General features: G+C 71.0%; 23 protein-coding genes. 11 read left to right on the forward strand and 12 right to left on the reverse strand.

All coding sequences use genetic code 11. The features are described from left to right. Nucleotides 1–44 precede the first annotated feature (44 nt). The 6 genes from JOE48_RS18010 to JOE48_RS18035 form a co-directional block, all read right to left on the reverse strand. The gene (locus JOE48_RS18010; protein ID WP_210031858.1) at nt 45–884 is read right to left on the reverse strand and encodes an SDR family NAD(P)-dependent oxidoreductase; all 840 of its coding nucleotides are present in this window, start codon (nt 882–884) and stop codon (nt 45–47) included. Between the two features lie 110 nt (nt 885–994). Beyond that, the gene (locus JOE48_RS18015; protein WP_312893284.1) at nt 995–2,005 is read right to left on the reverse strand and encodes a tripartite tricarboxylate transporter substrate binding protein; all 1,011 of its coding nucleotides are present in this window, start codon (nt 2,003–2,005) and stop codon (nt 995–997) included. 67 nt (nt 2,006–2,072) lie between these two features. After that, nucleotides 2,073–2,786, reverse strand: a complete 714-nt coding sequence (locus tag JOE48_RS18020) for an SDR family NAD(P)-dependent oxidoreductase (RefSeq protein ID WP_210031860.1) — start codon at nt 2,784–2,786, stop codon at nt 2,073–2,075. A gap of 2 nt (nt 2,787–2,788) precedes the next feature. Then, on the reverse strand, nt 2,789–3,559 hold the full coding sequence (locus JOE48_RS18025) for a citryl-CoA lyase (protein WP_210031862.1): 771 nt from the start codon (nt 3,557–3,559) through the stop codon (nt 2,789–2,791). Continuing rightward, a complete protein-coding gene (locus JOE48_RS18030; protein ID WP_210031864.1) occupies nt 3,556–5,079 on the reverse strand; it encodes a class I adenylate-forming enzyme family protein in 1,524 nt (507 codons plus the stop codon). The genes JOE48_RS18025 and JOE48_RS18030 overlap by 4 nt, the downstream gene beginning before the upstream one ends. A 3-nt stretch (nt 5,080–5,082) precedes the next feature. Next, complete coding sequence (locus JOE48_RS18035; RefSeq protein WP_210031866.1) at nt 5,083–5,877, reverse strand: IclR family transcriptional regulator; 795 nt, start codon at nt 5,875–5,877, stop codon at nt 5,083–5,085. Nucleotides 5,878–6,288: 411 nt separating this feature from the next. Here JOE48_RS18035 and JOE48_RS18040 point away from each other — a divergent pair, with 411 nt between their 5' ends. After that, on the forward strand, nt 6,289–6,507 hold the full coding sequence (locus JOE48_RS18040; protein WP_210031868.1) for a hypothetical protein: 219 nt from the start codon (nt 6,289–6,291) through the stop codon (nt 6,505–6,507). A 950-nt stretch (nt 6,508–7,457) separates the two neighbouring features. Further along, nucleotides 7,458–9,146 (forward strand): MCP four helix bundle domain-containing protein, encoded by a 1,689-nt coding sequence (locus JOE48_RS18045; RefSeq protein WP_210031871.1) that lies wholly within the window; start codon nt 7,458–7,460, stop codon nt 9,144–9,146. Between the two features lie 262 nt (nt 9,147–9,408). Here the strand turns inward: JOE48_RS18045 and pdxA are convergent, their stop codons facing one another. The 3 genes from pdxA to JOE48_RS18060 form a co-directional block, all read right to left on the reverse strand. Continuing rightward, nucleotides 9,409–10,434 (reverse strand): 4-hydroxythreonine-4-phosphate dehydrogenase PdxA, encoded by a 1,026-nt coding sequence (gene pdxA, locus JOE48_RS18050; protein ID WP_210031873.1) that lies wholly within the window; start codon nt 10,432–10,434, stop codon nt 9,409–9,411. A 19-nt stretch (nt 10,435–10,453) separates the two neighbouring features. Continuing rightward, complete coding sequence (locus JOE48_RS18055) at nt 10,454–11,545, reverse strand: four-carbon acid sugar kinase family protein (RefSeq protein ID WP_210031875.1); 1,092 nt, start codon at nt 11,543–11,545, stop codon at nt 10,454–10,456. Nucleotides 11,546–11,997: 452 nt separating this feature from the next. Next, a complete protein-coding gene (locus JOE48_RS18060) occupies nt 11,998–12,771 on the reverse strand; it encodes a FadR/GntR family transcriptional regulator (RefSeq protein ID WP_210031877.1) in 774 nt (257 codons plus the stop codon). 206 nt (nt 12,772–12,977) lie between these two features. On the opposite strand from JOE48_RS18060, the gene JOE48_RS18065 reads away from it, so the two are divergent. From JOE48_RS18065 to JOE48_RS30850, 3 genes are all read left to right on the forward strand, one after another. Next, entirely contained in the window at nt 12,978–13,988 is a 1,011-nt protein-coding gene (locus JOE48_RS18065) for a 2-keto-3-deoxygluconate permease (RefSeq protein ID WP_210031878.1), read from the forward strand. A 122-nt stretch (nt 13,989–14,110) separates the two neighbouring features. Then, nucleotides 14,111–14,281, forward strand: coding sequence for a DUF3606 domain-containing protein (locus tag JOE48_RS18070; RefSeq protein ID WP_210031879.1), 171 nt, complete (start codon nt 14,111–14,113; stop codon nt 14,279–14,281). Between the two features lie 95 nt (nt 14,282–14,376). Continuing rightward, nucleotides 14,377–14,577: a DUF2934 domain-containing protein gene (locus JOE48_RS30850; RefSeq protein WP_210031880.1), complete on the forward strand. Its 201-nt coding sequence runs from the start codon at nt 14,377–14,379 to the stop codon at nt 14,575–14,577. 78 nt (nt 14,578–14,655) lie between these two features. Here the strand turns inward: JOE48_RS30850 and JOE48_RS18080 are convergent, their stop codons facing one another. Then, nucleotides 14,656–15,348 (reverse strand): winged helix-turn-helix transcriptional regulator, encoded by a 693-nt coding sequence (locus JOE48_RS18080; protein ID WP_210031881.1) that lies wholly within the window; start codon nt 15,346–15,348, stop codon nt 14,656–14,658. Between the two features lie 101 nt (nt 15,349–15,449). Between JOE48_RS18080 and JOE48_RS18085 the strand changes: the two genes are divergently transcribed. The 6 genes from JOE48_RS18085 to uraD all read left to right on the forward strand — a co-directional run bounded on the left by JOE48_RS18085 (nt 15,450) and on the right by uraD (nt 19,056). After that, nucleotides 15,450–16,241 (forward strand): VOC family protein, encoded by a 792-nt coding sequence (locus JOE48_RS18085; RefSeq protein ID WP_210031882.1) that lies wholly within the window; start codon nt 15,450–15,452, stop codon nt 16,239–16,241. A 12-nt stretch (nt 16,242–16,253) separates the two neighbouring features. Beyond that, entirely contained in the window at nt 16,254–16,754 is a 501-nt protein-coding gene (locus JOE48_RS18090) for a VOC family protein (protein ID WP_210031883.1), read from the forward strand. Next, the gene (locus JOE48_RS18095) at nt 16,747–17,412 is read left to right on the forward strand and encodes a dihydrofolate reductase family protein (protein WP_210031885.1); all 666 of its coding nucleotides are present in this window, start codon (nt 16,747–16,749) and stop codon (nt 17,410–17,412) included. Before JOE48_RS18090 ends, JOE48_RS18095 begins: the two co-directional genes overlap by 8 nt. Nucleotides 17,413–17,580: 168 nt before the next feature. Continuing rightward, nucleotides 17,581–18,150: a hydroxyisourate hydrolase gene (gene uraH, locus JOE48_RS18100; protein ID WP_210031886.1), complete on the forward strand. Its 570-nt coding sequence runs from the start codon at nt 17,581–17,583 to the stop codon at nt 18,148–18,150. Nucleotides 18,151–18,187: 37 nt separating this feature from the next. Next, on the forward strand, nt 18,188–18,541 hold the full coding sequence (gene uraH, locus JOE48_RS18105) for a hydroxyisourate hydrolase (RefSeq protein ID WP_210031888.1): 354 nt from the start codon (nt 18,188–18,190) through the stop codon (nt 18,539–18,541). Between the two features lie 5 nt (nt 18,542–18,546). Next, entirely contained in the window at nt 18,547–19,056 is a 510-nt protein-coding gene (gene uraD / locus JOE48_RS18110) for a 2-oxo-4-hydroxy-4-carboxy-5-ureidoimidazoline decarboxylase (RefSeq protein ID WP_210031889.1), read from the forward strand. A gap of 113 nt (nt 19,057–19,169) precedes the next feature. On the opposite strand, the gene JOE48_RS18115 is transcribed toward uraD, so the two are convergent. Together JOE48_RS18115 and JOE48_RS18120 are read right to left on the reverse strand one after the other, a co-directional pair. Next, nucleotides 19,170–20,411: a methyl-accepting chemotaxis protein gene (locus JOE48_RS18115; RefSeq protein ID WP_210031890.1), complete on the reverse strand. Its 1,242-nt coding sequence runs from the start codon at nt 20,409–20,411 to the stop codon at nt 19,170–19,172. A gap of 173 nt (nt 20,412–20,584) precedes the next feature. Further along, nucleotides 20,585–23,620, reverse strand: coding sequence for a ribonuclease E/G (locus JOE48_RS18120; RefSeq protein WP_210031891.1), 3,036 nt, complete (start codon nt 23,618–23,620; stop codon nt 20,585–20,587). Between the last annotated feature and the right edge of the window lie 254 nt (nt 23,621–23,874).

Raw genomic sequence — 23,874 nt, forward strand, 5'->3', positions numbered from 1 at the left:
GGGCGGGAGGGGTGCCGGGCCGGCCCGGTGACCGGGGATGCATGTCAGCCGAGGGACGGGCCGCGCGCCGTCGCGGCGAGCCCGCCATCGACCAGCAACTCGGTGCCGGTCACGTAGGCCGCGCGGTCCGAGGCGAGGAACAGGGCGGCCTCCGCGACGTCGAAGGCGGTGCCCATCCGGCCGAGGGGGCACTGGGATGCGCGGAGCGCCTTCATCCGCGCCAGGCCGCCCGCATAGGCGTTCGCGACGGTCTGCTCGATGCGGGGCGTGTCGATCAGGCCCGGGACGATCGTGTTGGCCCGGATGCCGTGGGGCGCGTTCTCGACCGCCAGCAGGCGCAGGTACTGGATGAGCGCCGCCTTGGTGGCCCCGTAGGCGAGATGCGGATAGCCGACTTCCCGGAGGCCCGCGATCGACGACGTGGCGAGGATCACGCCGCGCCGGCGCGCGCGCATGCCCGGGAGGACGGTCGTCGCCGCGACATGGAGCGCGGTGAGGTTCGCGTCGGCGATGCGGCGCCAGTCGGCGGCCGAGGTCTCGGTCGACGGACCAGCCTTTCCGATGCCGACGTTGAAGTAGAGGATGTCGATCCCGCCGCGCGCCGCGCCCGCCGCCGTGAGACAGGCTGCGAGGCCGGCATCGTCCGCGACGTCGACCCCGACCGCCTCGGCGCTGCCGCCATCGCCCAGGATCAGGTCCCGGGTCTCCTCGGCCGACGACCGGTCGCGGTCGGCGGCCACGACATGCGCGCCGGCCCGGGCATAGAGCAGGCCGATGGCCCGGCCGATGCCCCAGCCGGCCCCGATCGAGCCGGCGCCCAGCACCACCGCGACGCGCCCCTCGAGGTCGCGGGCAGGGACGGGTGCGGTCGCAGCCGCGCTCATCGCGCTGGTCCTCCCGCGGAGCGGTCAATGATGGCCTGTGGGGCGAGGTCCACGCGCACCTCCTGTCGCGATTGGGCGAACCGGCATCGGCGTCGCGCCGACGCAACGGATTACTGTTTCGGCACGCCGGCCTGCTCGATCACGGTCTTCCACTTCTGCAACTCGGTATCGACGCGCCGGCCCAGATCCTCCGGCGTCCCGCCCTCGGGCACGCCGCCGTTCTCGACGATGAAGGTCGCGAAGCCGGGCTCCTTGAGCATCGCGTTCACGGCCGCGTTGACGCGATCGACGATCGGCCGCGGGGTGTTGGCCGGCGCGAACAGCCCGAACCAGGCGCTGACGTCGTAGCGCGACAGGTCGGCGCTCTTGGCGGCTTCGGCGAGGGTGGGGACGTCGGGCGCCTGCGGCGAGCGCTTCAGCGTGGTGACCGCCAGCGCCTTCAGATTGCCCGCCGTCACGTAGGGATAGGCGGACGGCATGTTGTCGAAGATCATCTGGGTCTGGCCGCCCATTACCGACACGAGCGCCTGGGCGCTGCCGTGGAACGGCACGTGGGTCATGGTGACCCCGGTCATCGCCTTGAACATCTCGCCGGACAGGTGTGTCGAGGCGCCCGTCCCGGAGGAGGCGAAGTTGAGCGCGTCGGGATGGGCCTTGGCATAGGCGATGAGCTCGTCGATCGAGTTCACCGGCAGCGCCTTGTTGACGACCACGATGTTGGGGATCGTCTCGATCGACACGATCGGCACGAAGCTCTTGACCGGGTCGTAGCGCAGTTCCGTGTAGAGGTTCGGCGCGATCCCGTGGGAGGAGACCTGTCCGAGGAACAGGGTGTAGCCGTCGGGCTTCGCGTTGGCCGCGAGCGCGGTGCCGAGGGTACCGCCGGCCCCCGGCCGATTGTCGACCACCACGGTCTTGCCCAGGGCGCCGGACAGCCCCTCCGCGACCTTGCGGGCCAGGATGTCGGTGGCCCCGCCCGCCGAGTAGGGCACGATGATCGACACCGTCCGGGCGGGCCAGGCCGGTTGCGCCCGCGCGGCATCCGGCGCCTGCACCGCGCATCCGAGCGCCAGGATCGCTCCGAGCAGCGTTCTCAGGCCGCGCTGAGTTCTGGATGCCACGGTGTCCTCCCGGTTGGATCGCGTGCTTCGTGCCGCGTTTCTTGTGTCGTGTCGGTCTTGGTGGGCGTCAGACGGAGCCGATCGTCATCCCGCCGCATACGTAGAGAACCTGTCCGGTCACGAAGCCCGCGCGATCGGACAGGAAGAAGCTGACGGCGTCGGCGACGTCCTCCGGCGTGCCGAGGCGGGCCACCGGCACGGCGCCGATAATCGCGTCCGTGCGCGGATCGCCCGGCGGATTCACCGCGTCGAACAGGCTCGTCCGGATCGGGCCCGGCCCGACGGCGTTCACCGTGATGCCGTAGCGCCCGAGTTCCAGGGCCCAGGTCTTGGTCATGCCGTGCAAGCCGGCCTTGGTCGCCGCGTAGACGGTGCGCAGTTCCTTGCCCAGCGCGACCCGGCTGGAGATGTTGACGATGCGCCCCCGGCCGGCCGCCTTCATGCCCGGCAGGAGCGCCTGCGCGCAGAGGATCGGCGCCTTGAGGTTCACGGCCGCGACGGCGTCGAGGGTCGCGGGATCGGTGTCTGCGAGGGCGGCGGGCGCCACGATGCCGGCATTGTTGACGAGACGCGTCACGGTCCGGCCCGCGATGGCGTTCGCGAGCGTCCGCGGCAGCGCGGCCGCATCGGACAGGTCGGCCGCGACGAAGCTGTCCAGGGCGTCGTGCTCCGGCTTCACGATGTCGAGGACGATGACCTTGAAGCCGTCCGCGGTGAGGCGCCGCGCGATCGCCCCGCCGATGTTGCGGCTGCCGCCGGTGACGAGGGCGTAGTCGGGCATCGTCAGGCCTCGTACGGGATGGATTTGTCGACGAGGTCCCAGATGAAGCGGCCGCTCGGGCGCTGCTGCTCCTCGGCGATGTGGGCCACGAGGCCGGCCGTGCGGCCGATCAGCGAGAAGCCGCGCATCAGCTCGACCGGCACGCCCATCTCGCCGAGGAGGGCGGCGGTGGCGCCCGTGGCGTTGATGGTGATGTGCCGCCCGGCCCTCTGGTCGATCACCTCCGACAGGAGGCGGAGGGCGGCGACGTGGCGGCCGGCGAGGCCGTTCTCCGACCCGATCTCCAGGAGGCGGACGGCGCGCGGATCCTCCGGCCGGTGCAGGTGGTGGCCGAAGCCCGGCATGTGCACCTTGCGGGCCTTGTGGTTGTCCACGATGCGCTCCGCGAGGGCGCGCTGCGCATCGTCCTCGAGGGCGACGAGCTGGTTCAGGATCCGGGCGTTGTTCTCGACCGTGCCGACGAACTGGCTGCCGACCGCGAGGAGGCCGGCGGCCACCGCCCCCTGCATGTTCTCCGGCGCGCTCATGTAGATCGAGCGGGTCGCGATGGCGCTCGGCGTGAAGCCGTGCTCCATCATGGTGATCATGATCGCGTTGAGGACGCGGCGCTCGCCGTCCGAGACGTCCCGCCCCAGGATGTGGGCGGCGGCCTCCGCGACGAAGTCGGGGGCCGCGCCGGGCTTCAGGATGTCGGTGACGAGGTTCTTCTCGCGATAGTAGATCGCGTCCGAGGTGTGGTGGCTCAGGGCCGTGGTCGGTGGCTTCGTGCTCATGGCTCCTGCCTTTCCCGAGCTTCGCGCGCGATGTGGTCCTCGACCAGGATCTGCTTCTGCAGCTTCCCGTAATTGTTCCGGGGCAGGGAATCGTAGATCGTGATCGACTTCGGCGCCTTCACCGAGCCCAGCCGATCCTTGACGAAGCGGATGATCGCCTCGGGATCTGCCGCCATGCCGTTGCGCAACTCGACGGCGCCGTGGACCGCCTCGCCCCACTTGTCGTCCGGCACGCCGTAGATCGCGCAATCGGCGACGGCCGCGTGCTGGCCGAGCACCGGCTCGACATCGACCGGGTAGACATTGAAGCCGCCCGTGATGATCAGGTCCTTCGCCCGCCCCTTGATGGACAGGAAGCCCTCTTCGTCGAAGCTCCCGAGATCGCCGGTGAGCAGCCAGCCGTCCCGGATCGTCTCGGCCGTCTTGTCCGGCTGCTTCCAGTAGCCCGTCATGACCAGGTCGCCGCGGATGGCGATCTCGCCGTCGGCGCCGGTCGGGCGGATGTTGCCCTCGGGATCCAGAATGGCGACCCGAGTCAGCATCGTTTCCCGGCCGACGGTCGCGCGCTTCTCCGGGCGCGTGAGTTCCTCGGCCGAGATCATAGTGGCGATCTGCGGCGCCTCGGTCTGGCCGTAGGTCGAGGCGATGCAGGGGCCGAACACGGATTGCGCCTCGGCGATCGCGTCCGGCCGCATCGCCGCCGAGCCGTAGACGAGGTTGCGCAGGTGCGGATACGCGCCGCGCCGCGCCGCCGGCAGCTCCATCATCATGTAGATCAGCGTTGGCGGCAGGAAGGTCGTGGCGATGCGCTCCTCGGCGAAGCAGCGCAGGATCTCGTCCGGACGCGGCTGGTCGAGCAGGACGAGCGTGCCGCCGGTGCCCAGCGTCGGCAGGATGTAGGTCGAGGTGCCGTGCGTGATCGGCGCCGCCGCCAGCAGGCGGTCGCCCGGCTTGAGGTCCCAGGCGGCGACCTGCGTGGCGATGTTGGTGTTCCAGGCCCGATAGGGCTGCATCACGCCCTTCGGCTTGCCGGTCGTCCCGCCGGTGAACTTGATGGCCTGCGTCGCGTGGAGCGGGTGGGCGTGGAAGCGCGGCGCCGCCCCGGCGTGATCCCGCACGAGACCGCCCGTCGTCCCCGCGCGCCCGTCCCGGTCCGCCACCAGGATCCGGGCGCCGGCCCCTTCGACGAGGGGGCGTGCCGCCGCGTCGGCGATCACGATCGAGGCTTCCGTAAAGGCGATGCCGAGCCCGATCTCGGCCGCCTTGTTCTTCGGATAGAGCGGAACCCAGACCTTTCCGGCCGCCACCACCGCCAGCCACGCCACGACGTGCTCGACGTGGTTGAAGCAGCAGAGGCCGACCCGCGATTGCGGCTCCGGGTCGAGCGCCTGCAGGCCGGCCGCGAGCGCCCCGACCCGCGCGGCGAGATCCGCATAGGTCAGCCGCTCATCCCGGAACTCCAGGGCGACGCGCTCGGGCGTCCGGGCGGCCTGACGATGGAAGAGGTCGATCGGATACATCGGTCAGGCTGCCTCGACCTGGAAGCCGGCATCGGTCACGGCGCGGCGGAGTATTGCGGCGATGCCGGCCCGGGCGTCGCGATCCAGATGCGAGATCGTGTTGGTGACCGAGACGGCGCAGACGACCGCGCCGTCCCGGAAGACCGGGAGCGCCAGGGCGCCGATATCCGGGATGATCAGCGCCTCGTTCACGACGTAGCCGTCGACCGGAAGACGCGCGCAGGCCTCCGCGACGAGATCCGCCGTCAGCCGCCCGTATTTGAGGTAGCGCTCCGCCTCGCGCGCGATGACGGCGGCCCGCTCGACGGCAGGCTGCGTCGCCAGCAGGGCGAGACTGGCCGCCCCGACCCCCAGGGGCCGGCGCGCCCCGATCTTCAGGGTGCTGACCAGGATCGCCGCGCGCCCCTCGATCACGTCGATGCACAGGGCCTCTCCGCGCGACGGCACGGACAGGTTGACCAGGCCGCCGAGCCTTCTCTGCGCGACGTCGAGGAACGGGCGCAGCGTCTTGCGGAGATGCAGGAACTCGAGGTCTGGGCCGGCCCGGTTGACCAGTTCGTAGGGCATCAGCCCGAGGAAGTACCGTTTCGTATAGGGATCGAAGTTCAGGAAGTTCTCGTCGACGAGCGCGCCGAGCAGGCGATGGGCGGTCGCGACATGAAGTCCGGTGCGGGCCGCAGCGGAGCTGAGGCTGACGCCTTTCTGGCTTCGCTCTGCGACAACCACAAGTAACGACAGGGCTTTGGAGAGCGACGACCGGGACGCTCCCTCGATCGACGCGGCTGTGTCGAGCAGCATCGGTTCTCCCTATGGCCTTGTTCGTTGAACTCAGTCTGCCGGTCTGGCGCGAGCACTGTCCAGCACCGACATTCCGAATTCCGGAATTTCCTTCTCGTTCTGCGAGAAGGCCTTCGATCGAGGGAATAGTCTCTCCGTTCGCAGGGCGGCACGCACGTCGTGGACGGCTCTTACTCTGAGCGCTGCAATACAGCGGCGCCTCAAAACTCTGGATCACCGCAGGTCCTGCGTCAGGAAGCCTTCTGCCGATGATTCGATCGCGACCTGCGCTCGTCGTTGGAAGATCTGTCGCGGGCTCAGCATGAGACCGGGGGGGATGAGCGGCCGATCTGCGGCGATCATCCAGGTTCGCAACACGCTTGTGCCGATCACCAGCTTGTCCGCTCCCCCGCTCAAGGCTACAGCGCGCGTATGCCCGACAAGCTCAATGCCCTCCTCGAGCGCCTCAAGGCGCATCAGCGCACGCTCATCCTGGCCATGGCCGAATACGATGGCTTGCCGGCCGGGAGCGCGTTGCGTCAGGTCGCCGAGCTGGAGAACGTCATCGCCGCGGTCGAGGCGGTCGCGGCCGAAGAGGCAGAGCGCGCGCGAAGCGCTCCCGCTTCTGCCCCGCGCCGCATCGGCGGCTAGAGCCACGACTGTCCGGGTTGCGGCGCGCTTCGCGAGCGGCGCGCGCGCGGGCGCGCCGCGACGACGGGCGACTATCCCGTCCCTGCCCTCATCCTGAGGTGCCTGCGGCAGCGGGCCTCGAAGGAGGTCTCCAGCGATCTCAGCGGCTTCCGGAGGATTCCCGCGAGGCCTGCCCTGCGCATCGGCGCCTCAGGATGAGGGCGAGGGTGGGATGAACCCGCCCGACGCAACGACCCGTGATCGTGTGTCAGCCGTCTCAACGCGCTTGGGAAAGGCGCCAGGCGCGATGGCGGAGCGGTGTCCCCGGCCCCAGAAGCGCCCCGCCAACGCGCGCCTTGAGACTCGTTCAACGGGTTCGAACGCCGTCGGCCTACGGAACTTGGCCGGCTGCATCAACCGGCAGAGGAAGGCAGCCCGCACGGAGCGCGATCGACCCGGCGGGTCGCCTCCAACGACAACGGCGCAGCAACCGGTGAGGTCACTGCGCCGTTGGATCGGGCTGCTGAGGGGGCGAAAGCAGCCGCAGGAATGCGATAGACCCGGCGCGGTGTCCGCGCGGTGCGCCGGAGCACATCCAGCCATCTGTGGCGCGGCGGTAACACGCGTTGCAGACCGCCTGTGGACGGCGTCGGATGCCTCGGATTGGTCAAGGTTCGGGAGCGAGCGTGAGGTGCCTCCTCCGATCCGGCCTCGCCCCATGTTCGCCAGCCCGCGCGCCTTTGTCCTTCACCATCGCGAGCGCCTCGCCGTGCTCGTCTCGTCCGCGTTGTTCTTGACCGGCGCCCTGCCTCTTGTTTGGGCAATTGGCTAACGGCTTGGTCAAGCGATGGAAATACCGTGCAGATCCATGCCTATACCTCATATTGGATATAGAATTAACTATTTCTCTGTAGGACCTTGCTTGGCAGCCTCATAGACCCTGGGCTCAACGGCTGCCTTCGAGGTCAGTCGTGCCGCTCAAGTCCCTGTCCATCCGCAGCAAACTGATTGCTGCCTTCGCCGTTCTGCTCCTGCTTCTCGGCGGCCTGAGCCTCGTAGGCCTTCGAAGCGCCTCAACGCTCAACGGGCTTCTCCTCGATGTCGAGACGAACTGGCTGCCGAGCGTGCGCGCCGCAAGTCAGATCGATGCCCTGACCGGGCGGTATACCACCAGCCTGCTCCGTCATATCTTGACGGAGGAGCCGCAGATGCTGGCTAGCGTCGACAAGGATCTTGCCGAACGGGGTCAGAAAATCGATGCGGCCACGAAAAGCTACGAAAAGCTGATCAGTTCTGCTGAGGAACGCGCGCTCTACGAAGCGTTCGCCCGGGATTGGGGGACGCTCTCAAGTGTCGTCGAGCCGATCCTCGCGCTGTCCCGCAAGGGCGAGAAGGCGCAAGCGCTCAGCCAATACGAGGCCAAGGTGGTCGGGCCGCGTCGGAACGCCTCGGTGGCGCTGGATAAGATCATCAAGCTCAACCAGGATGGCGCCGAGCAGGCCGCGAGCGAAAGCCAGGCCACATACGCTCAGACGCGCGCCATGCTCATCGGCGTCGGCCTTTTCGCCGTGGCTCTGTCGATCGGGTTGGCTGCCATGATCATCTTGAGCATCGCGCGCGGCATCAACTCGGTGGTGCAACCGATGCAGGCGCTCGCCGACGGCGACCTCTCCGTCGCCATCCCGCATCAGGGCCAGAAGACGGAGATCGGAACGATCGCGAATGCCGTGCAGGTGTTCAAGAATGGCCTGCTCCGCATGAAGGCGCTGGAAGAAGAGACCGCGGTGGCGCGTCTGGAAGCCGAGGAGCAGCGCAAGACCGGGATGCGCCAGATGGCCGACGGCTTCGAGGCTGCCGTCGGCGGCATCATCGGCATGGTCTCGTCGTCGGCGACCGAATTGCAGGCCACCGCTCAGACCATGACGGCCACGGCAACCGAGACCGCCAGCCAGTCGACCACCGTGGCGGCTGCCGCCGAGGAGGCCGCCTCCAACGTCAACACCGTCGCGGCGGCGGCGGAGGAGCTGGGCTCGTCGGTCCAGGAGATCGGCCGCCAGGTCGCGGGCTCGGCCGAGCTGGCGCAGCGCGCCGTGCACGAGGCCGACCAGACCGGCACCCTGGTGCAGGAGCTGAGTGCCGCCGTCTCGCGGATCGGCGATGTGGTCGGCTTGATCTCGAACATCGCCGGGCAGACCAACCTGCTGGCCCTCAACGCCACCATCGAGGCGGCGCGCGCGGGTGCGGCGGGCAAGGGCTTTGCCGTCGTCGCCTCCGAGGTGAAGGCGCTGGCCGAGCAGACCGCCAAGGCGACGAACGAGATCTCCGGCCAGATCGCGCAGATCCAGGCCTCGACCGGGCAGGCGGTGACGTCGATCGGCGGCATCACCGGGCGGATCCGCGAGATCAGCGGCGTGGCGACCTCGATCGCCGCGGCCGTCGAGCAGCAGGGGGCGGCCACCCAGGAGATCGTGCGCAACGTCGCTCAGGCCGCCATGGGCACCGGCGAGGTGACGAGCAACATCTCCGGTGTGGCCAATGCGGCCGAGGAGACGGGGGCGGCCGCCAGCCAAGTTCTGGGAGCAGCCTCGGAATTGTCGCGCCAGTCCGAGCACCTCGGCGCGGAGGTCGCGCGCTTCCTTGCCACCGTGCGCGCCGCCTGAGCGTTCGCGGATCCGTCATCGTCGCCGACGAGGGCCCGCCTCCGCGCATCTGCGGAGGCGGGCCTTGAGCGTTCGGCGGCCAGGCAGCGCGGGGTCGCGTCGCCGAGCCCGGAATTTACCGCGCTGCGCCTGCTCAGCCGCCTTGCAGCAGCCGCCTCGAGATACAGGAATCCAGAACCGCAGTCGGCGACAAACCTGGCCGCGTCGGCGGGTCTGGATCCCGGACCCCGCTCCGCGGCCTCGGGATGACGGGTCGGCTCTGTCACGCCGCTCGGTTGGCGGCGAGCCGTTCCGCGAACTCGATCGCCTCGATCAGGCTGCGCTCGTTGGCGATCCCCTTGCCGGCGATGTCGAAGGCGGTGCCGTGATCGACCGAGGTGCGGATGATCGGCAGACCGAGCGTGATGTTCACGCCCGACAGGTCCATCCACTTCCCCGTGGCCGGGTCGATCTCGAAGCCGAGCAGCTTCACCGGAATGTGCCCCTGGTCGTGATACATCGCGACCACCGCGTCGTACTGGCCGGCGCGTAGCTTCACGAATACCGTGTCGCCCGGCACCGGCCCGTGGATGTCGAGCCCGTCGGCATTGGCGGCCTCGATCACCGGGGTGCTGACGTCGATGTCCTGGCGCCCGAACAGGCCGCCTTCGCCGGCATGGGGGTTGAGCGCCGCCACCGCGATCTTGGGCTTGGCGAGGCCCAGCCCCTTCAGGGTCTTGTCGGTGAGGTCGATGACGAGGCGCAGGCGCTCCGGGGTCACGCGCTTCGGCACGTCCTCCAGGGCGACGTGGGTGGTGACGTGGGACACCCGCATGTTGCCGTGGGCCAGCATCATCACCGAGCCGCGCACGCCGGTCAGCTCGGCAAGCATCTCGGTGTGGCCGGCATAATGATACCCCGCCTTGTTGAGCGCCTCCTTGTTCAACGGCGCCGTGACGATGCCGCCGATCTTGCCGGCCATGGCGAGGCGGACCCCGGCCTCGATCGCCTTGTAGGCGAAGCGCCCGCCATCGGCCGAGAGCCGGCCCGGCTCGATCGGCGCGCCCTCGGCATCGGCCTGGAGGCAGCACAGGGCCGGCCAGTCGCCGTCCTCGGCGACCTCGGGGATTTGCTCGGGCAGGAGCTTCAGGGCCGCCTCGGCGCGGCGCAGGGCCGGGGCGCTGCCGATGATCATCAGGCGCAGGTCGCCCGCGGCGATGCGGTCCTTCAGGCGGGCCGCGGCCTTGACGATGATCTCCGGGCCGATGCCGGCCGGATCGCCCATGGTGATGGCCAGATGTTGGGTCATGGGTCGCTCCTGTCGGGCGTCAGTCCGGCCTGAGGCCGTTCTGGTGAAGTAGATCGCGCCAGACGCACTCCGTTCCGAAGGCGCCCGATTTCGACACCACCGCGAGCCCGTCCCAGCGACCGCCCCGCAGGGTCGAGCGCGGCAGGCCGGGGGTGATCTGGCCGGTGACGTCGAGGCGCCCGACCCGAAGCGCGAGGCACAGCGCCTTCAGGGTCTCGCCGCCGGCGACCAGCAGCGTGCCGGGCTTCGGGATCCGGTCGATCACGCCCGCGAAGGTTTGGGCGATCCGCGCCGCCGCATCCGCCCGGGCCGTACCGGCGGGCAGCGCGAGGCTCGCCAGGACGACGCCGTCCCGGTCGAGACGCGTCCGCACGGCGCCGGCATGGTCCGGGTGGTCCGGCGACAGGACGAGGTGATGGCCGCCGCAGGCCGCGAGCTGCGTGGCGGTCTCGGTCCGGTCGGAGCCGAACAGGCCGAGTACCGGGCCGGCGAGACGTGCGTCGCTCGGGGCCGCGACGCCGCGCGCCAGGGCCGCCGCGAGGCCGCCGCTGCCGCACCACAGCACCGCACCGTCCCGGCCGAGCGCCGCCACCCGCGCCAGATCGGCGTCGCTGTCCGCGTCGTAGACCGCGACGCCCGGAACCGGCCCGTCGGCGACGGAGGCCCGGCGCGCCGGAAGCCCAACCGCCCGCAGCGCCTCGGCGATGTCGCCGGAGACCGGCGCCCAGCCACCGTCTCGCCGCGCGAGCTGCCGCCCGCTCTCGGTGCGGCGGCCCTGATACGGGAAGGCGGGCGCGACGATGCAGCGATCCCAGGCGCCGAGGCGCATCACGGCGGCGAGTTCCGCCGCCCAGGGTCCGCGCAGCAGGCTGTCAACCTTCTTGAAGGCGATGTCGGCGTCGCGCAGCCGGGGCGCGAGGCCGCCGACGATCCCGGCGGCAGCCTCCTCCGACAACTCGCGGGTGCCGGAATCGATCGCCAGGCAGCCGGGCGCCTCGGCGGGCAGGATCTCCGGCCACGCCACCGGGATCGGCCCGCACAGGCCGGTGAAGCCGGCCGCCGTGTCGAGGGTGCCGGTCAGGTCGTCGGCGATGAGGCGCAGGCGGGTCATGCCGCGCGCGAGCGGATCACGGCGGCATGGCCGGAGCCGCGCCTGTGCGGGTCCTTGCGGCCGGCGGCCGGATCGCCGACCGGTCCGATGGCAGCAGCGCCGGCTTCGGCACGCATCCTGGGGATCCTCGCGGTGGGCACAGCCCTGACTTGTTGTGAAGCTGTCGGCCGGATACGCCCGACTCGCGCGGCCGGTCAAGGAACGGCGCCCAGGGCCTGGCGTGCTGAGGCGTCCGCCGGGACGATGGCGATCAACTCGCACCGTCATTCCGGGGCCGCACAGCGGCGCCCGGAATCCAGCGCCGCCGACGTGGCCGTCCTGGCACCGGCAGCAGTTCAGGATTGCCCGCCTCCCGCGTGTCCCTACGGATCCGGGCCCTGCTTCGCGGTCCCGGAATGACGGGGTGATCTGTCGGAAGCTGCCCGCCTGGTCGCCGGCGCGCTGCGGGACACTCAAGGCGGCGACATCGACAGGTCGAGGAGCCGCCCCTCGAACAGGCGGTCGCGCGAGCGGCGGATATGGGCCTCCATGCGGGCGCGGGCGGCCTCGGCATCGCCGTCGCGGATCGCCGCGAAGATCCCGCGATGCTCCTCCAGCACCCCGCGCAAGCCGGAATTCGGGCCGAGCAGCGCGAGACCGTGGATCTTCATGCCGACCGCAATGTGCGATTGCAGCGCCTGCAGGGACGCCGCGAAATAATGGTTGTTGGCCGCTGCCGCGATCGCGTGGTGGAAGGCGAAATCGGCGTCCTCCCGATGCTGCTCCTGGCGGGTGGCGACGGCGAGGCGGTCGAGGGCGGCCTCGATCCGGGCCAGCGCGGCCGCGTCGCGGCGTGCCGCGGCGTGGCCGGCGGCGGCGGGCTCGATCGTCAGGCGGAACTCGTAGCAGCGCTGGATGTCGGCGATGCTCTCCACCGGCGCGAATCCCGGTGCCGGGCTCGGCCCGCGCGGCCGGACGAAGCTGCCCGCCCCCTGTCGCGAGACGATCGCACCCTCGCGGCGCAGCCGGTCGAGGGCCGCCCGCACCACCGGCCGGGACACCTGGAAGTGGCGGGCGAGATCGTGCTCGCCCGGCAGGCGGGTATTGTCCGCGTAGGTGCCGTCGGCGATGCCCGCGCGGATCGCGCGGTAGATGCCGTCGGCCGGGGCGATCGGCCGCACCGGCGCGGACACGGGACGTAATGCCGGATCGGAGGCCTCCGCTCGGCCGGTCAGGGCTGACGACATCCGGAAGCACCTCCGTCCGCGCTCTGCCAAATCAGCGTGGAAGCCGCGTGCTTGTCAACGATCTGTCGACCAACACACACGGCCGGACGCATGCCTGGATCTATGCGAAGCGGTGTGTTGCAGGCACTTGTCGAAAGGTTGTAGCAGGCGGCCGGGGGACGTGCGGGTGTCAGGCCCGGGACAGAGGCCGCACCGGAGGACGACCCATGCAGATTCCGATCAAGCGCTCGCTGGAGCGCGTCCCCGGCGGCTTGATGGTCGTGCCGCTGTTCCTCGGGGCGATCCTCCACACGCTGTTCCCGAACATCGCGACCTTCTTCGGCTCGTTTACCGGCGCCCTGTTCAACGGGGCGCTCCCGATCCTCGCGGTGTTCTTCGTCTGCATGGGCGCGGGCATCGACTTCCGCGCCGCCCCGGCGATCGCCCGCAAGGGCGGGGTGCTGCTGGCTTCCAAGGTCGGCGTGGCGGCGCTCATGGGCGTGGTCGTCGGGCATTTTCTCGGCGAGGCCCCGGTCCTGAGCGGCGCTTTCGCGGGCATCTCGACGCTGGCGATCGTGGCCGCCATGAACGACACCAATGGCGGGCTCTATCTCGCCCTGATGGGCCAGTTCGGCCGCCCGAAGGATGCGGGCGCCTACGCGATCATGAGCCTCGAATCCGGCCCGTTCCTGACCATGGTGACGCTGGGTCTGGCGGGCCTCTCCGCCTTCCCGTGGCCGACGCTGGTGGGCAGCATCCTGCCGCTGCTCATCGGCATGGTGCTGGGCAACCTCGACCGCGACATGCGCGCCTTCCTATCGCGCGCCGCGCCGGTGATGATCCCGTTCTTCGCCTTCGCCCTCGGCTTCGGGCTCGACCTCGCCAAGATCTGGCAGGCGGGCCTGCTCGGCATCGGGCTGGGCGTGGCCGTCGTCGTCGTGACGGGGGCGGTGCTGTTCGTCGCCGACCGTCTCACCGGCGGCAACGGTGTGGCGGGCGTCGCCGCCGCCTCGACGGCCGGCAATGCCGCCGCCGTGCCGGCGATCATCGCGGCCGCCAACCCGGCCTACGCGGACGCCGCCGGGCCCGCGACGGTGCTGGTTGCTGCGAGCGTCGTGGTCACCGCCCTGCTGGTGCCGCTGCTGACCGCCTTCGTGGCCGCCCGGGTCCGGCAGGACGCGGACCAGACCGAGCCTCTGCTGGAGCCGGTCCCGCAGCCCGCGACCACGGCCCACTGAGCCCCGCAACGGACCCGCCGCGGCCGCGCGCCGGGGCGGCAACCGAATTCGGGGACGTCCGGTTGTCTCGGCAGACAGCCCGGCACAGCCGCGGCGCACCGACAGACCGGAGCGGGCCCAGCATGTCCACCGAATCGCGAGGCAAGACCCATATCGACATCTACGATCGGACCGTGCGCGAGGCCTGGGCCCAGCGCTTCGGGGTGAGCGAGGAGCGGCTTCGCAAGGCCGTCACCATGGTGGGCAGCCGGATCACCAGCGTGGCCGCCTATCTCGACAGGCCGGCCCACTGATCGCCGACGGCGGCGACGACGTGAAGCCCGACCTTCATCCGTCCCCGGGGGCTTCGGCCCCGGGGCGCCCGCCTCAGCCTCCCGGGTCATCGCCCGTGCCCGTCCCCACGGGCGCGCCTCCGCCGCCCCGGGCGCCGGATTCCATCACCTTCGAGCAGATCCGCGAGCGCGCCTACGAATTGTGGGAGCGCAATCACCGGCCCGAAGGATTCGAGATCGAGTTCTGGCTCCTGGCCGAACGGGAGCTGCGCAAGGAGCGCGAGCGTCAGAAGGCCACCGACACGCCGCCGAGCTAGAGCGCCGTCCGGCGGGGCGGAGCCGGTCGCGGCAAGGTGGGCCGATCGCGCCGCCGACGCGACCGGTGAGGCCGCCGTTCAGCCTGTCCGGGCCGGCAGCGCGAACAGGTCGACGAAGGCGCACGCCAGACCGGCCTCGCCCGCGAAGGCGAGCGTGCCGCCGGCGCCGTCCCGGACGAGGGGCGCCTTGCCGTAGATCGTCCGGCGCAGCGCCAGGGTATCGCCCGTGAAGGCGAGGTCTGGGGCCTCCATGACGCCGCGACGCACGCGGACCGCACCGCCCGCTACCGTCCCGACGAAGTCCTCGCCGGGGAAGTGAAATCCGGCCGACACGGCCAGCGACGCGGCCCGCTCCGGATCGACCAGGGCCTGGAGCGACATCATGGCCGACGCCGCCGACATGAACAGGCCCCGGTCGTGCCGCGGAGAGCGCGCCGCCCAGCGTCCCATGGCGCGCATCAGCGGGGCAGCGTCACGACCCCAGTCCGAGAGGTCGTAGACCTGGATGCTGGCGGGCGACGGCAGCCGGTCGCGCAGGACGATGCCGGCCTCCTCCAGGCTCTCCAGGCGCTGCGTCAGCACGTTGGCGCTGATGCCGGGCAGGTTCACCCGGATCTCGCCGAAGCGGCGCGGGCCGAACACGAGCTCGCGCATGATCAGGAGCGACCAGCGCTCGCCGATGAATTCCAGCGCGAGGGCGGTGCCGCAGCTGTCGTCATGGCGGCGCTCCCGCGGGGTCGATCCGGCGGCAGTTATTTTTTCTAACTTCATAGTTGCTTTGTCTAACCGAGACTGCCAGCCTGCGCAAAGCGGGGCCGGTAGAGTCGCCGCGATGCGGCCGACAGGCTCGCCCACACGGAGGAATACGCCCGATGCCCGTTGCCGAGGGAACACCCGTCTGGTTCGAATTGAGCGCCGGCGAGCCGGATGCGGCTCAGGCTTTCTACGAGGCGGTCGCGGGCTGGCGTGTCGTGCCGTCGCCCAGGCCCGAGCACGGCGGCTACCGGATCGGCGAGGCGGACGGGCGGCCCGTGGCGGGGATCCGGCGGACGATGCCGGAGGCACCGGGGTTCCCCGGATGGGCGGTCTATCTGGCGACCCGCGACGTCGACGCCGCTGCCGCGAGGGTCGTGGAACTCGGCGGCCGGATCCGGTTCGGGCCCGTCGACATCCCCCATGTCGGCCGCTTCGCGATGGTGAGCGATCCGCAGGACGTGGTCTTCGCCCTCATGGCGGCGTCGAGCCCTGCGGAGAGCCGGGCCTTCGGGCCGGTGCCGCTCGGGACCGAGCCGACCGTCGGCCACGGCGTGTGGATTGAGCTCGCGACCCCCGATCCCGCCGGCGCCTTCGCGTTCTACGGCGCGCTGTTCGGCTGGGAGAAGCTCGGTTCCCTGCCGATGGGCGCGATGGGCGAGTACGCCTTCATCGGCCGGGGCGACCTGCGCCCCGGCGCGGTGATGTCGAGCGCGGCGACCGGCGCCCCGGCACGGTGGAACTGGTATATCCACGTCGCCGACATCGACGCCGCACTCGCGACGGTCCGGGAGTCGGGCGGCTCGGTGCTCCAGGGGCCCGACCCGATCCCCGGCGGCAGCTACTCGGCCAACATCGCCGATCCGGCGGGCAACAGGCTCGGCCTCGCCGGCCCGCGCAAGGCAGCGTGAGGGGAACCCGTGATGACGAGCGTGAAGCTGACGACCTGCCTGTGGTTCGACCACGGCGAGGCCCGCAGGGCCGCGCAATTCTACGCCGACACCTTCCCGGACAGCCATGTCGGCGCCCCCATGAACGCCCCGTCGGATTACCCGAGCGGGTCGGCGGGCGCCGAACTCACGGTCTCGTTCACCGTGCTCGGCCGTCCGTTCGTCGGCCTGAACGGCGGACCCGCCTTCAAGCCCAACCAGGCAGTCAGCTTCATGGTGCTGACCGAGGATCAGGCGGAGACCGACCGCTACTGGGACGCCATCGTGGGCAACGGCGGGGAAGAGAGCCAGTGCGGCTGGTGCCGGGACCGCTGGGGCTTCTCCTGGCAGATCACGCCGCGCGCGCTCCTGCGCGCCAACAGCGATCCCGACAGGGAAGCGGCGCGGCGCGCGTTCGAGGCGATGATGACCATGCGCAAGATCGACATCGCCCGGATCGAAGCGGCGCTCCGCGGAGGTGCCGCCGATGCGTAGGATCACCGGCTCGCTGTTCCAGTCGCTCGACGGCGTGATCCAGGCACCGGGTGGGCCGGAGGAGGATCAGACCGGGTTCCGGCACGGCGGCTGGACCTTCCCGTACTTCGACGGCGCCCTCGACGGCCCGATGGGACGGCTGCTCGGAGGCGAATATGAATTGCTGCTCGGACGGCGGACCTACGAGATCTTCGCCGCCTACTGGCCGCACAACGGCGACCAGCCGATCGGGGCGACCTTCAATGCCGTGCGCAAGCATGTCGTGACGTCGTCCGACCGGGCGCTGGACTGGAACAACAGCCACCGTCTCGTCGGCGATCCGGTCGCGGCGGTCGCGGGCCTCAAGGACAGCGACGGTCCCGATCTCCTCATCCAGGGCAGCAGCCTGCTGTACCCGGCCCTGCTCCCGGCCGGGCTCATCGATCAGATCGTGCTGATCACCTTCCCGGTCATGCTCGGCCGCGGCAAGCGCTGGTACGCGGACGATCCGGCGACAGCCCGCTCGTGGACGCCGATCGAGCAGGCGCACGCGCCGAACGGCGTCCACTTCGCGGCGTTCGCGCAGGGTGGTGCGGTTCAGACCGGCAGCTTCGCCACCAAGCCCCCGAGCGAGGAGGAGCGCGCGCTCCGCAGGCGCCAAGCGGAAGGCCGCTGGTGAGGCCGCGGCGCCGGGCGCGCGCCGGTTGAGCGCGCCGGCCCTGGCGCGACCCTTGCGTCATCCCCGGTCTGGTGAACGGGGGAGCGTGCGGGATGGGGCCGATCTGTCGGGAGCTTCCGGTGCAGGGCCCTCCGGCCGCCGCTGCGGCGCGCGGTTGAGCGCAGTCCCATGTCACCTGTACCATCGCTGATCCATCGCCCGCCGCCCTCGGAGCGGCAGGCGCCAGACGCGGAGCCCCTTGTCCTGACCCGTCGAAGCCTCGCGGCACTCGGCCTTGGCGGCGTCGCGGCCGCCGCGTCCGGGAGCGTCGCGCACGCCCAGGCGCAGGCGGTGCCGGGCAAGCCCGGGACGCTCACCGCCGGCCCGGTCTCGCAGGCGGGCCTCGGCCCGCGCCTGACGCTGCACGCCATCGACAATTTCCACGGTACGCCGGGTGCCGGGATGGTCTGCGACCTGTCTGTGCGCGACGGCGACACCTACCGGCCGATCAAGACCGTCACCACCGCCGCCAATGGCCGGCCGCCCGAGCCGCTCCTCGTGGACGACGCCCTCAAGGCCGGCCAGTATGAGCTGCTGATGCACGTGGAGGCATATTTCGCGGCGCTGGGCGTCACCCTGCCGAGCCCCAACTTCCTGAGCCGCGTGCCGATCCGCTTCCGGATCCGCGACGCCGGCCAGCGCTACCACCTGCCGGTGCTGTTCACGCCCTGGGGCTATTCCTACTATCGCGGCAGCTGACCCCGTCCCGATTCCCGCTTCTCAGGACAACGTCGCCATGGCCGGCATCTCGACCCACGTCCTCGACACCGATCGCGGGCGCCCCGCCGCCGGGGTCCGGATCGACTTCTCCGTGCTGGAGGGCGAGACGTGGCGGCTGGTGAAGACCGTGACGACCAACGTGGACGGCCGGACCGACGCGCCGATCCTGGCGGCGAGCGAGGCCAGGGCCGGCCAGTACGAGTTGGCCTTCCACGTCGACGACTATTTCCGGGGCCGCCCCGGCACCGACGAGGCCGATATCTTCATCGACAATCCCGTGGTGCGCTTCGCGATCTTCGACCCGAAGCAGCATTATCACGTGCCGATGCTCTGTGCGCCCGGCAGCTTCACCACCTATCGCGGCAGCTGAGGCCGGTGCCCGATCTCGCCGCCGTCAACCGGATGGACCAGGACGCCTTCGTGGGCCTCCTCGGGGGCGTGTTCGAGCATGCCGCCTGGGTGGCATGGGCCGCCTGGCACGAGCGGCCCTTCGCCAGCGTCGCGGCCCTGCACGCATCGATGATGCGGGCGGTCCGCGCGGTCCCCGCGGAGACGCAGCGCGCCTTCCTCAACGGCCATCCGGAGCTCGCCGGGCCTGAGGCGCGGGCGCGCAGCCTGACGGCGGATTCGGCGAACGAGCAGGGCGGCGCCGGGCTCGACCGCATGACCGACGCCGAGGCGGCGGCCTTCGACCGGCTGAACGCCGCCTATCGCGCGCGGTTCGGCTTCCCGTTCATCATCGCGGTGCGCGGCCGGAGCCGGGCCGAGATCCTGTCGGTGTTCGAAGCGCGGCTCGGGCGGGATCCGGCGGCCGAGGCGGCGACTGCGCTGGACGAGGTCGCGCAGATCACCCGCATGCGCCTCGATCGTCTGATCGAGGCGTGAAATGACGACGTTCTAAGCCTTCGGTCGAGGCGGCCCCGCCGTCTTCGCTGCGCTCACGATGACGGAAGGCATACCGCAACCGAAGCGTTCGAACGTGAACCCTATGAAACGGGCTAAGCCACGGCCGCGCGGGCGTCCTTGATCGCCGCCTCGAAGGCGACGAAGGCCGTGGTGGCTTCGTTCCAGGCATGTGCGCGCACGTGGCGGATCAGGGCTGCCGCCTGCTCGCGGGCTCGCGTCAGGGGCGCTTCCAGGGCGGCCGGCCGCGTCGGGTCGGCAGCGACGCCCGCCGGCGGGTTGTCCGCCGAGCGCATCCCCACCAGGGTCGCCGCGATGGCGCGGCGCCAGGCGGCGCAATCGGCCGGGATGCGGGCCACGCGATCGTCCACGGCCTCCGCCTTCTGCCGGTCGAGCAGGGTCCGGCCGAGATCCTCGATCTGCTCGAGCTGAGCCAGAGCGTCGCCGATTTCCCGCCGCGCCTTGTCGGTGCCCTCGGCGATCCGGCCGACATTGCGGGCGATGTCGCCCGTCGCCAGGATCTGCTGGCCCAGGATCTCCGAGGCCTCGCGCATCTGCGCGGCGACATTCGCCACGGCGCCGCTCTCCGTCTCGACGCGGGCATTGGCCCGCACCATGGCGGCGGCGCCGGCCTCGACCGCGTTGCGGCTGCGCGTGACGGCCGCCTGCATCGCGGCCATCTCCTCGCGCAGGCCGTTCACGCGCGCGCGGATCTCGTCCGTCGCCTTGGCGGTCTGCGCCGACAGCGTTTTGACCTCGGCGGCGACGACCGCGAAGCCGCGGCCCGCCTCGCCGGCCCGGGCGGCCTCGATCGTGGCATTCAGCGCCAGCAGGTTGGTCTGCGCCGAGATCGCCGCGATGGTGCCGGCCATCTCCTCGATCCGCAGGGCCGCAGCCGAGAAGCTGTCGAGCCGGCCGCCGATCTCCTCGGTGCCTTCCTCGATCCCGCGCATGCCGTCGGTGGCGCGATGAAGGTCGCCGACGCAGGTGGCGATTCCGGCCCGGGCCGCCTCGGCGGTCTCGGCTGCTGACGAGGAGCGGGCCGCGATCTCACCCGTGGTCGCGGCGAGTTCCTCGCTGGCGGCGGCGATCAGCCGAGCCTGCTCGGCGGTGCCGGAGGCGTCGTGCGTCATCCAGCCGATCGAGGTCCCGGCATCCGAGGCCGAAGCGGACAGACGGGCCAGAAGGGTCAGCCATTCGCGATCGACGGCCGGGGCGGCCACGGGGCGAGGGCTGGTTTCGGCAGGGGCAGCCGCCGGCACCTCGGTCGCGGCGATCGCCTTCACCGGGGATATGGCCGCGTCCTGGCTGTGACGCTGCCGGCGCAAACTGAACATGCGGTTTCCTCCGACACTCTAATCGGCGGAACACTCGCACGGAATCTTCAACCAATGGTGAAAGATGAGGCGAATCTCCGCGCATGACCAGAATGGCGGATGCAGCAGAACGCTCACGTTGCCGGGCACGATTATGGTGCCCCCGAACTGATCTAGTCCAGGGGCACCTGAGATTACTCGCCCGTCAGCGCCGCCTTGGTGCGGGACCACCAGCCGGCGCGCTTGGGCCGGTCCGGATCAGACGGGGGCGTCAGCACGACCGCGACGGGTTCAGGCGCACGCTCCGGGGCCGATTCGGCCGCAACCTCGGCGGCCTCCTCCGCCTCCGGTGTGGCGATTTCGGGCGCGGACGCCACCGGCAGGTCCACCGCAGGCTCGTGGCGGTTCGCCGCCGGCACGGCCTCGACCGCCTCGGCGACGGCCTGCGCGCTCACCGGCTCCTCGGTGAGCAGCGGGACCGCTTCGCCGGCCGCCTCCGGAGCCTCATCCTGCTCGGCGGCTTCGCGGCCGCGGCCCTCGCCGCGTCCACGTCCACCGCGGCGCCCCCGGCGACGGCGGCGTCCGCCCTCGTCGTCCGCGCGGGCCGCCTCGTCCGGTCCGGCGACGGCCTCCTCGGCATCGCCAGCCTCGGCCGCGACAGCGGAAACGGCCGGCTCGGACCGCTCGTCGGCAACCGGCTCCTCGCCGTCCCACTCCTCGTCCGGCCCGTCGTCCTCCGAGCGCTCGCCGGTCTGGCGATCCTCCTCGGAGCGGCCGTCATCGGTGCGGCCATCCTGGCGACCGCCGCGCCGCCGCCGCCGCCGACGGCGACGCCGGCCGTCGCCTTCCTCGCGCGCCGCGTCCTCACGGGTCTCGGCCTGACCGTCCTCGGCCTCGCCCTCGGATTCAGCCTCGGCCTCGACCTCGTCGGCCTCCTCGTCCTCATCCTCGAACTCGGTGGTGGGCGAGATCGCCTGGGCGCGCACGCCCGTCACCGGACCCTCCGCCCGCTGGGCCGGCTCGCCGCGGTCGAGCTGGAAGGCGGCGGTGGCCGCCAGGCGCTCGTCGGCCGCGATCGTGATGGTGACGCCGAAGCGCACCTCCAGCTCGCGCAGGTGCCCGCGCTTCTGGTTGAGGATGTAGAGGGCGACCTCGGTGCGGGTGCGCAGGACGAGGTTGTGGGAGGCCGATTTGAGCAGCGCCTCCTCGATCGAGCGCAGGATGTGCAAGGCCACCGAGGCGGTGGCGCGCACGAAGCCCGAGCCGCCGCAATGGGCGCAGGGGATCGAGGAGGATTCCAGCACGCCGGTGCGGATGCGCTGGCGGCTCATCTCCATGAGGCCGAAGGGCGAGATCCGGCCCACCTGGATGCGGGCGCGGTCGTTCTTCAGGCACTCGTTGAGCTTCTTCTCGACGGCGCGGTTGTTCCGCTTCTCCTCCATGTCGATGAAGTCGATCACGATCAGGCCCGCGAGGTCGCGCAGGCGCAGCTGCCGGGCGACCTCTTCGGCGGCCTCCATGTTGGTCTTGAGGGCGGTGTCCTCGATGTCGTGCTCGCGGGTGGCGCGGCCGGAATTCACGTCGATCGAGACCAGGGCCTCGGTCGGGTTGATCACGAGGTAGCCGCCGGACTTCAGCGAGACGTGGGTGGAGAACATCGCGTCGAGCTGCTGCTCGACGCCGAAGCGGGCGAAGATCGGCGTCGGGTCGCGGTAGGGCTTCACGACCTTGGACTGGCCGGGCATCAGCATCCGCATGAAGTCCTTGGCCTCGCGGTAGGCGTCCTCGCCGGCGACCAGAACCTCGTCCAGATCCTTGTTGTACAGGTCACGGATGGCGCGCTTGATCAGCGAGCCCTCCTCGTAGACCAGAGCGGGGGCCATCGAGGTCAGCGTCAGCTCGCGGACCGACTCCCAGAGCCGCATCAGGTATTCGAAGTCGCGGGCGATCTCGGGCTTGGAGCGCGAGGCGCCGGCCGTGCGCAGGATGACGCCCATCCCCTCGGGCACCTCCAGATCCTGCACGACCTCCTTGAGGCGCTTGCGGTCGGCCGCCGAGGTGATCTTGCGGGAGATGCCGCCGCCGCGGCCGGTGTTGGGCATCAGCACCGAGTAGCGGCCGGCCAGCGACAGGTAGGTGGTGAGCGCCGCACCCTTCGTGCCGCGCTCCTCCTTGACCACCTGCACCAGGATGATCTGGCGGCGCTTGATCACCTCCTGGATCTTGTACTGGCGGCGGTAGTGACGGGGCCGCTCAGGGATCTCGGCCAGCGCGTCGCCGTTGCCGCCGATCTGGGCGATCCGGGGCTCGGCGTCGGGATCGTCGGAATCTTCGTCCGAGTCGTCATCCTCGTCGGACTCGTCCTCGTCGTCCTCATCCTCGTCGTCGTCGGAATCGTCGTCCTCCACATCCTCCTCGTCGGCGGGCTCGTCGGCCTCGTCGTCGGCGACCGGCTCGGACGCGTCCTCCGCGACGATCTCGGCCGGCGCCTCGGCCACGGTCAGCGCTTCCGCGACGGCGATCCGGGCCTCGGGCTCGACCGGGCTGTCCTGGTCGGTCGCGGATTCGTCGGCCTGCGCGGCGATCGGGGCGGGGTCGACGGCTTCGGCGGCGACCTCGGCGCCTTGCGCCGGCTCGACCTGCGGCGCGGCGATATCCCCCGCCGCGGTCTCGGAGGCGAGCGCCTCCTGCACCGCCTCGGGGTTCTCGGCGAGCGTGTCGGGCATGCCGGCCGGCGCGATCCCGGCCTCCGTGGGCGTCTCGGCGCGATCCTCGACCTCACCCTCTTCGCCCTCGAACTGCGCGGCCGTGCGCACGTCCTCCTGCGCATCCTCGGCGCTCACCGTCTCGTCGGCGCCGCGGGCGCGGGCCTCGGCGCGGCGACCGCGCGAGCGGCGGGGCGACCGGCGGCGGCGCTCCTCGCGGTCCCGGTGCTCCTCGGCATCGCGGGCCTCCTCCTCGAGGAGCGCCTGCCGGTCGGCGAGCGGGATCTGGTAGTAGTCGGGGTGGATCTCGTTGAAGGCCAGGAAGCCGTGGCGGTTGCCGCCGTACTCGACGAAGGCCGCCTGGAGCGACGGCTCCACCCGGGTGACCTTGGCGAGATAGATGTTGCCGCGCAGCTGACGCCGGTTGGCGGCTTCGAAGTCGAATTCCTCGACCCTAGACCCGTGGACCGTGACGACTCGGGTCTCCTCCGAGTGCATCGCGTCGATCAGCATTTTGTTGGCCATGTCGGACTCTCGGCATGGCGGCCGACGTCGTTCTCCGTGCCCGTGGTCCCGGCGGCGCCTCGCCCGACGTCAAACCTGTCGGGCGTGGTGCCGGCCTCGTTGCCGAGGCGGATGGGTTCGAGGGGAAATTGCCGTCAACCGCCGTTCGGCGCCCTGGGCGCCTGGGGTTGAAACAGGCCGGATCGAGGGACGGACCGGACCGACGCACCTCTCGCGCCTCCGGGGCACGCGCAGCGTTATGCTGGGCCGTGCGT

This window comes from Methylobacterium sp. PvR107, from assembly GCF_017833295.1.
In the GTDB taxonomy this organism is placed as follows: domain Bacteria; phylum Pseudomonadota; class Alphaproteobacteria; order Rhizobiales; family Beijerinckiaceae; genus Methylobacterium.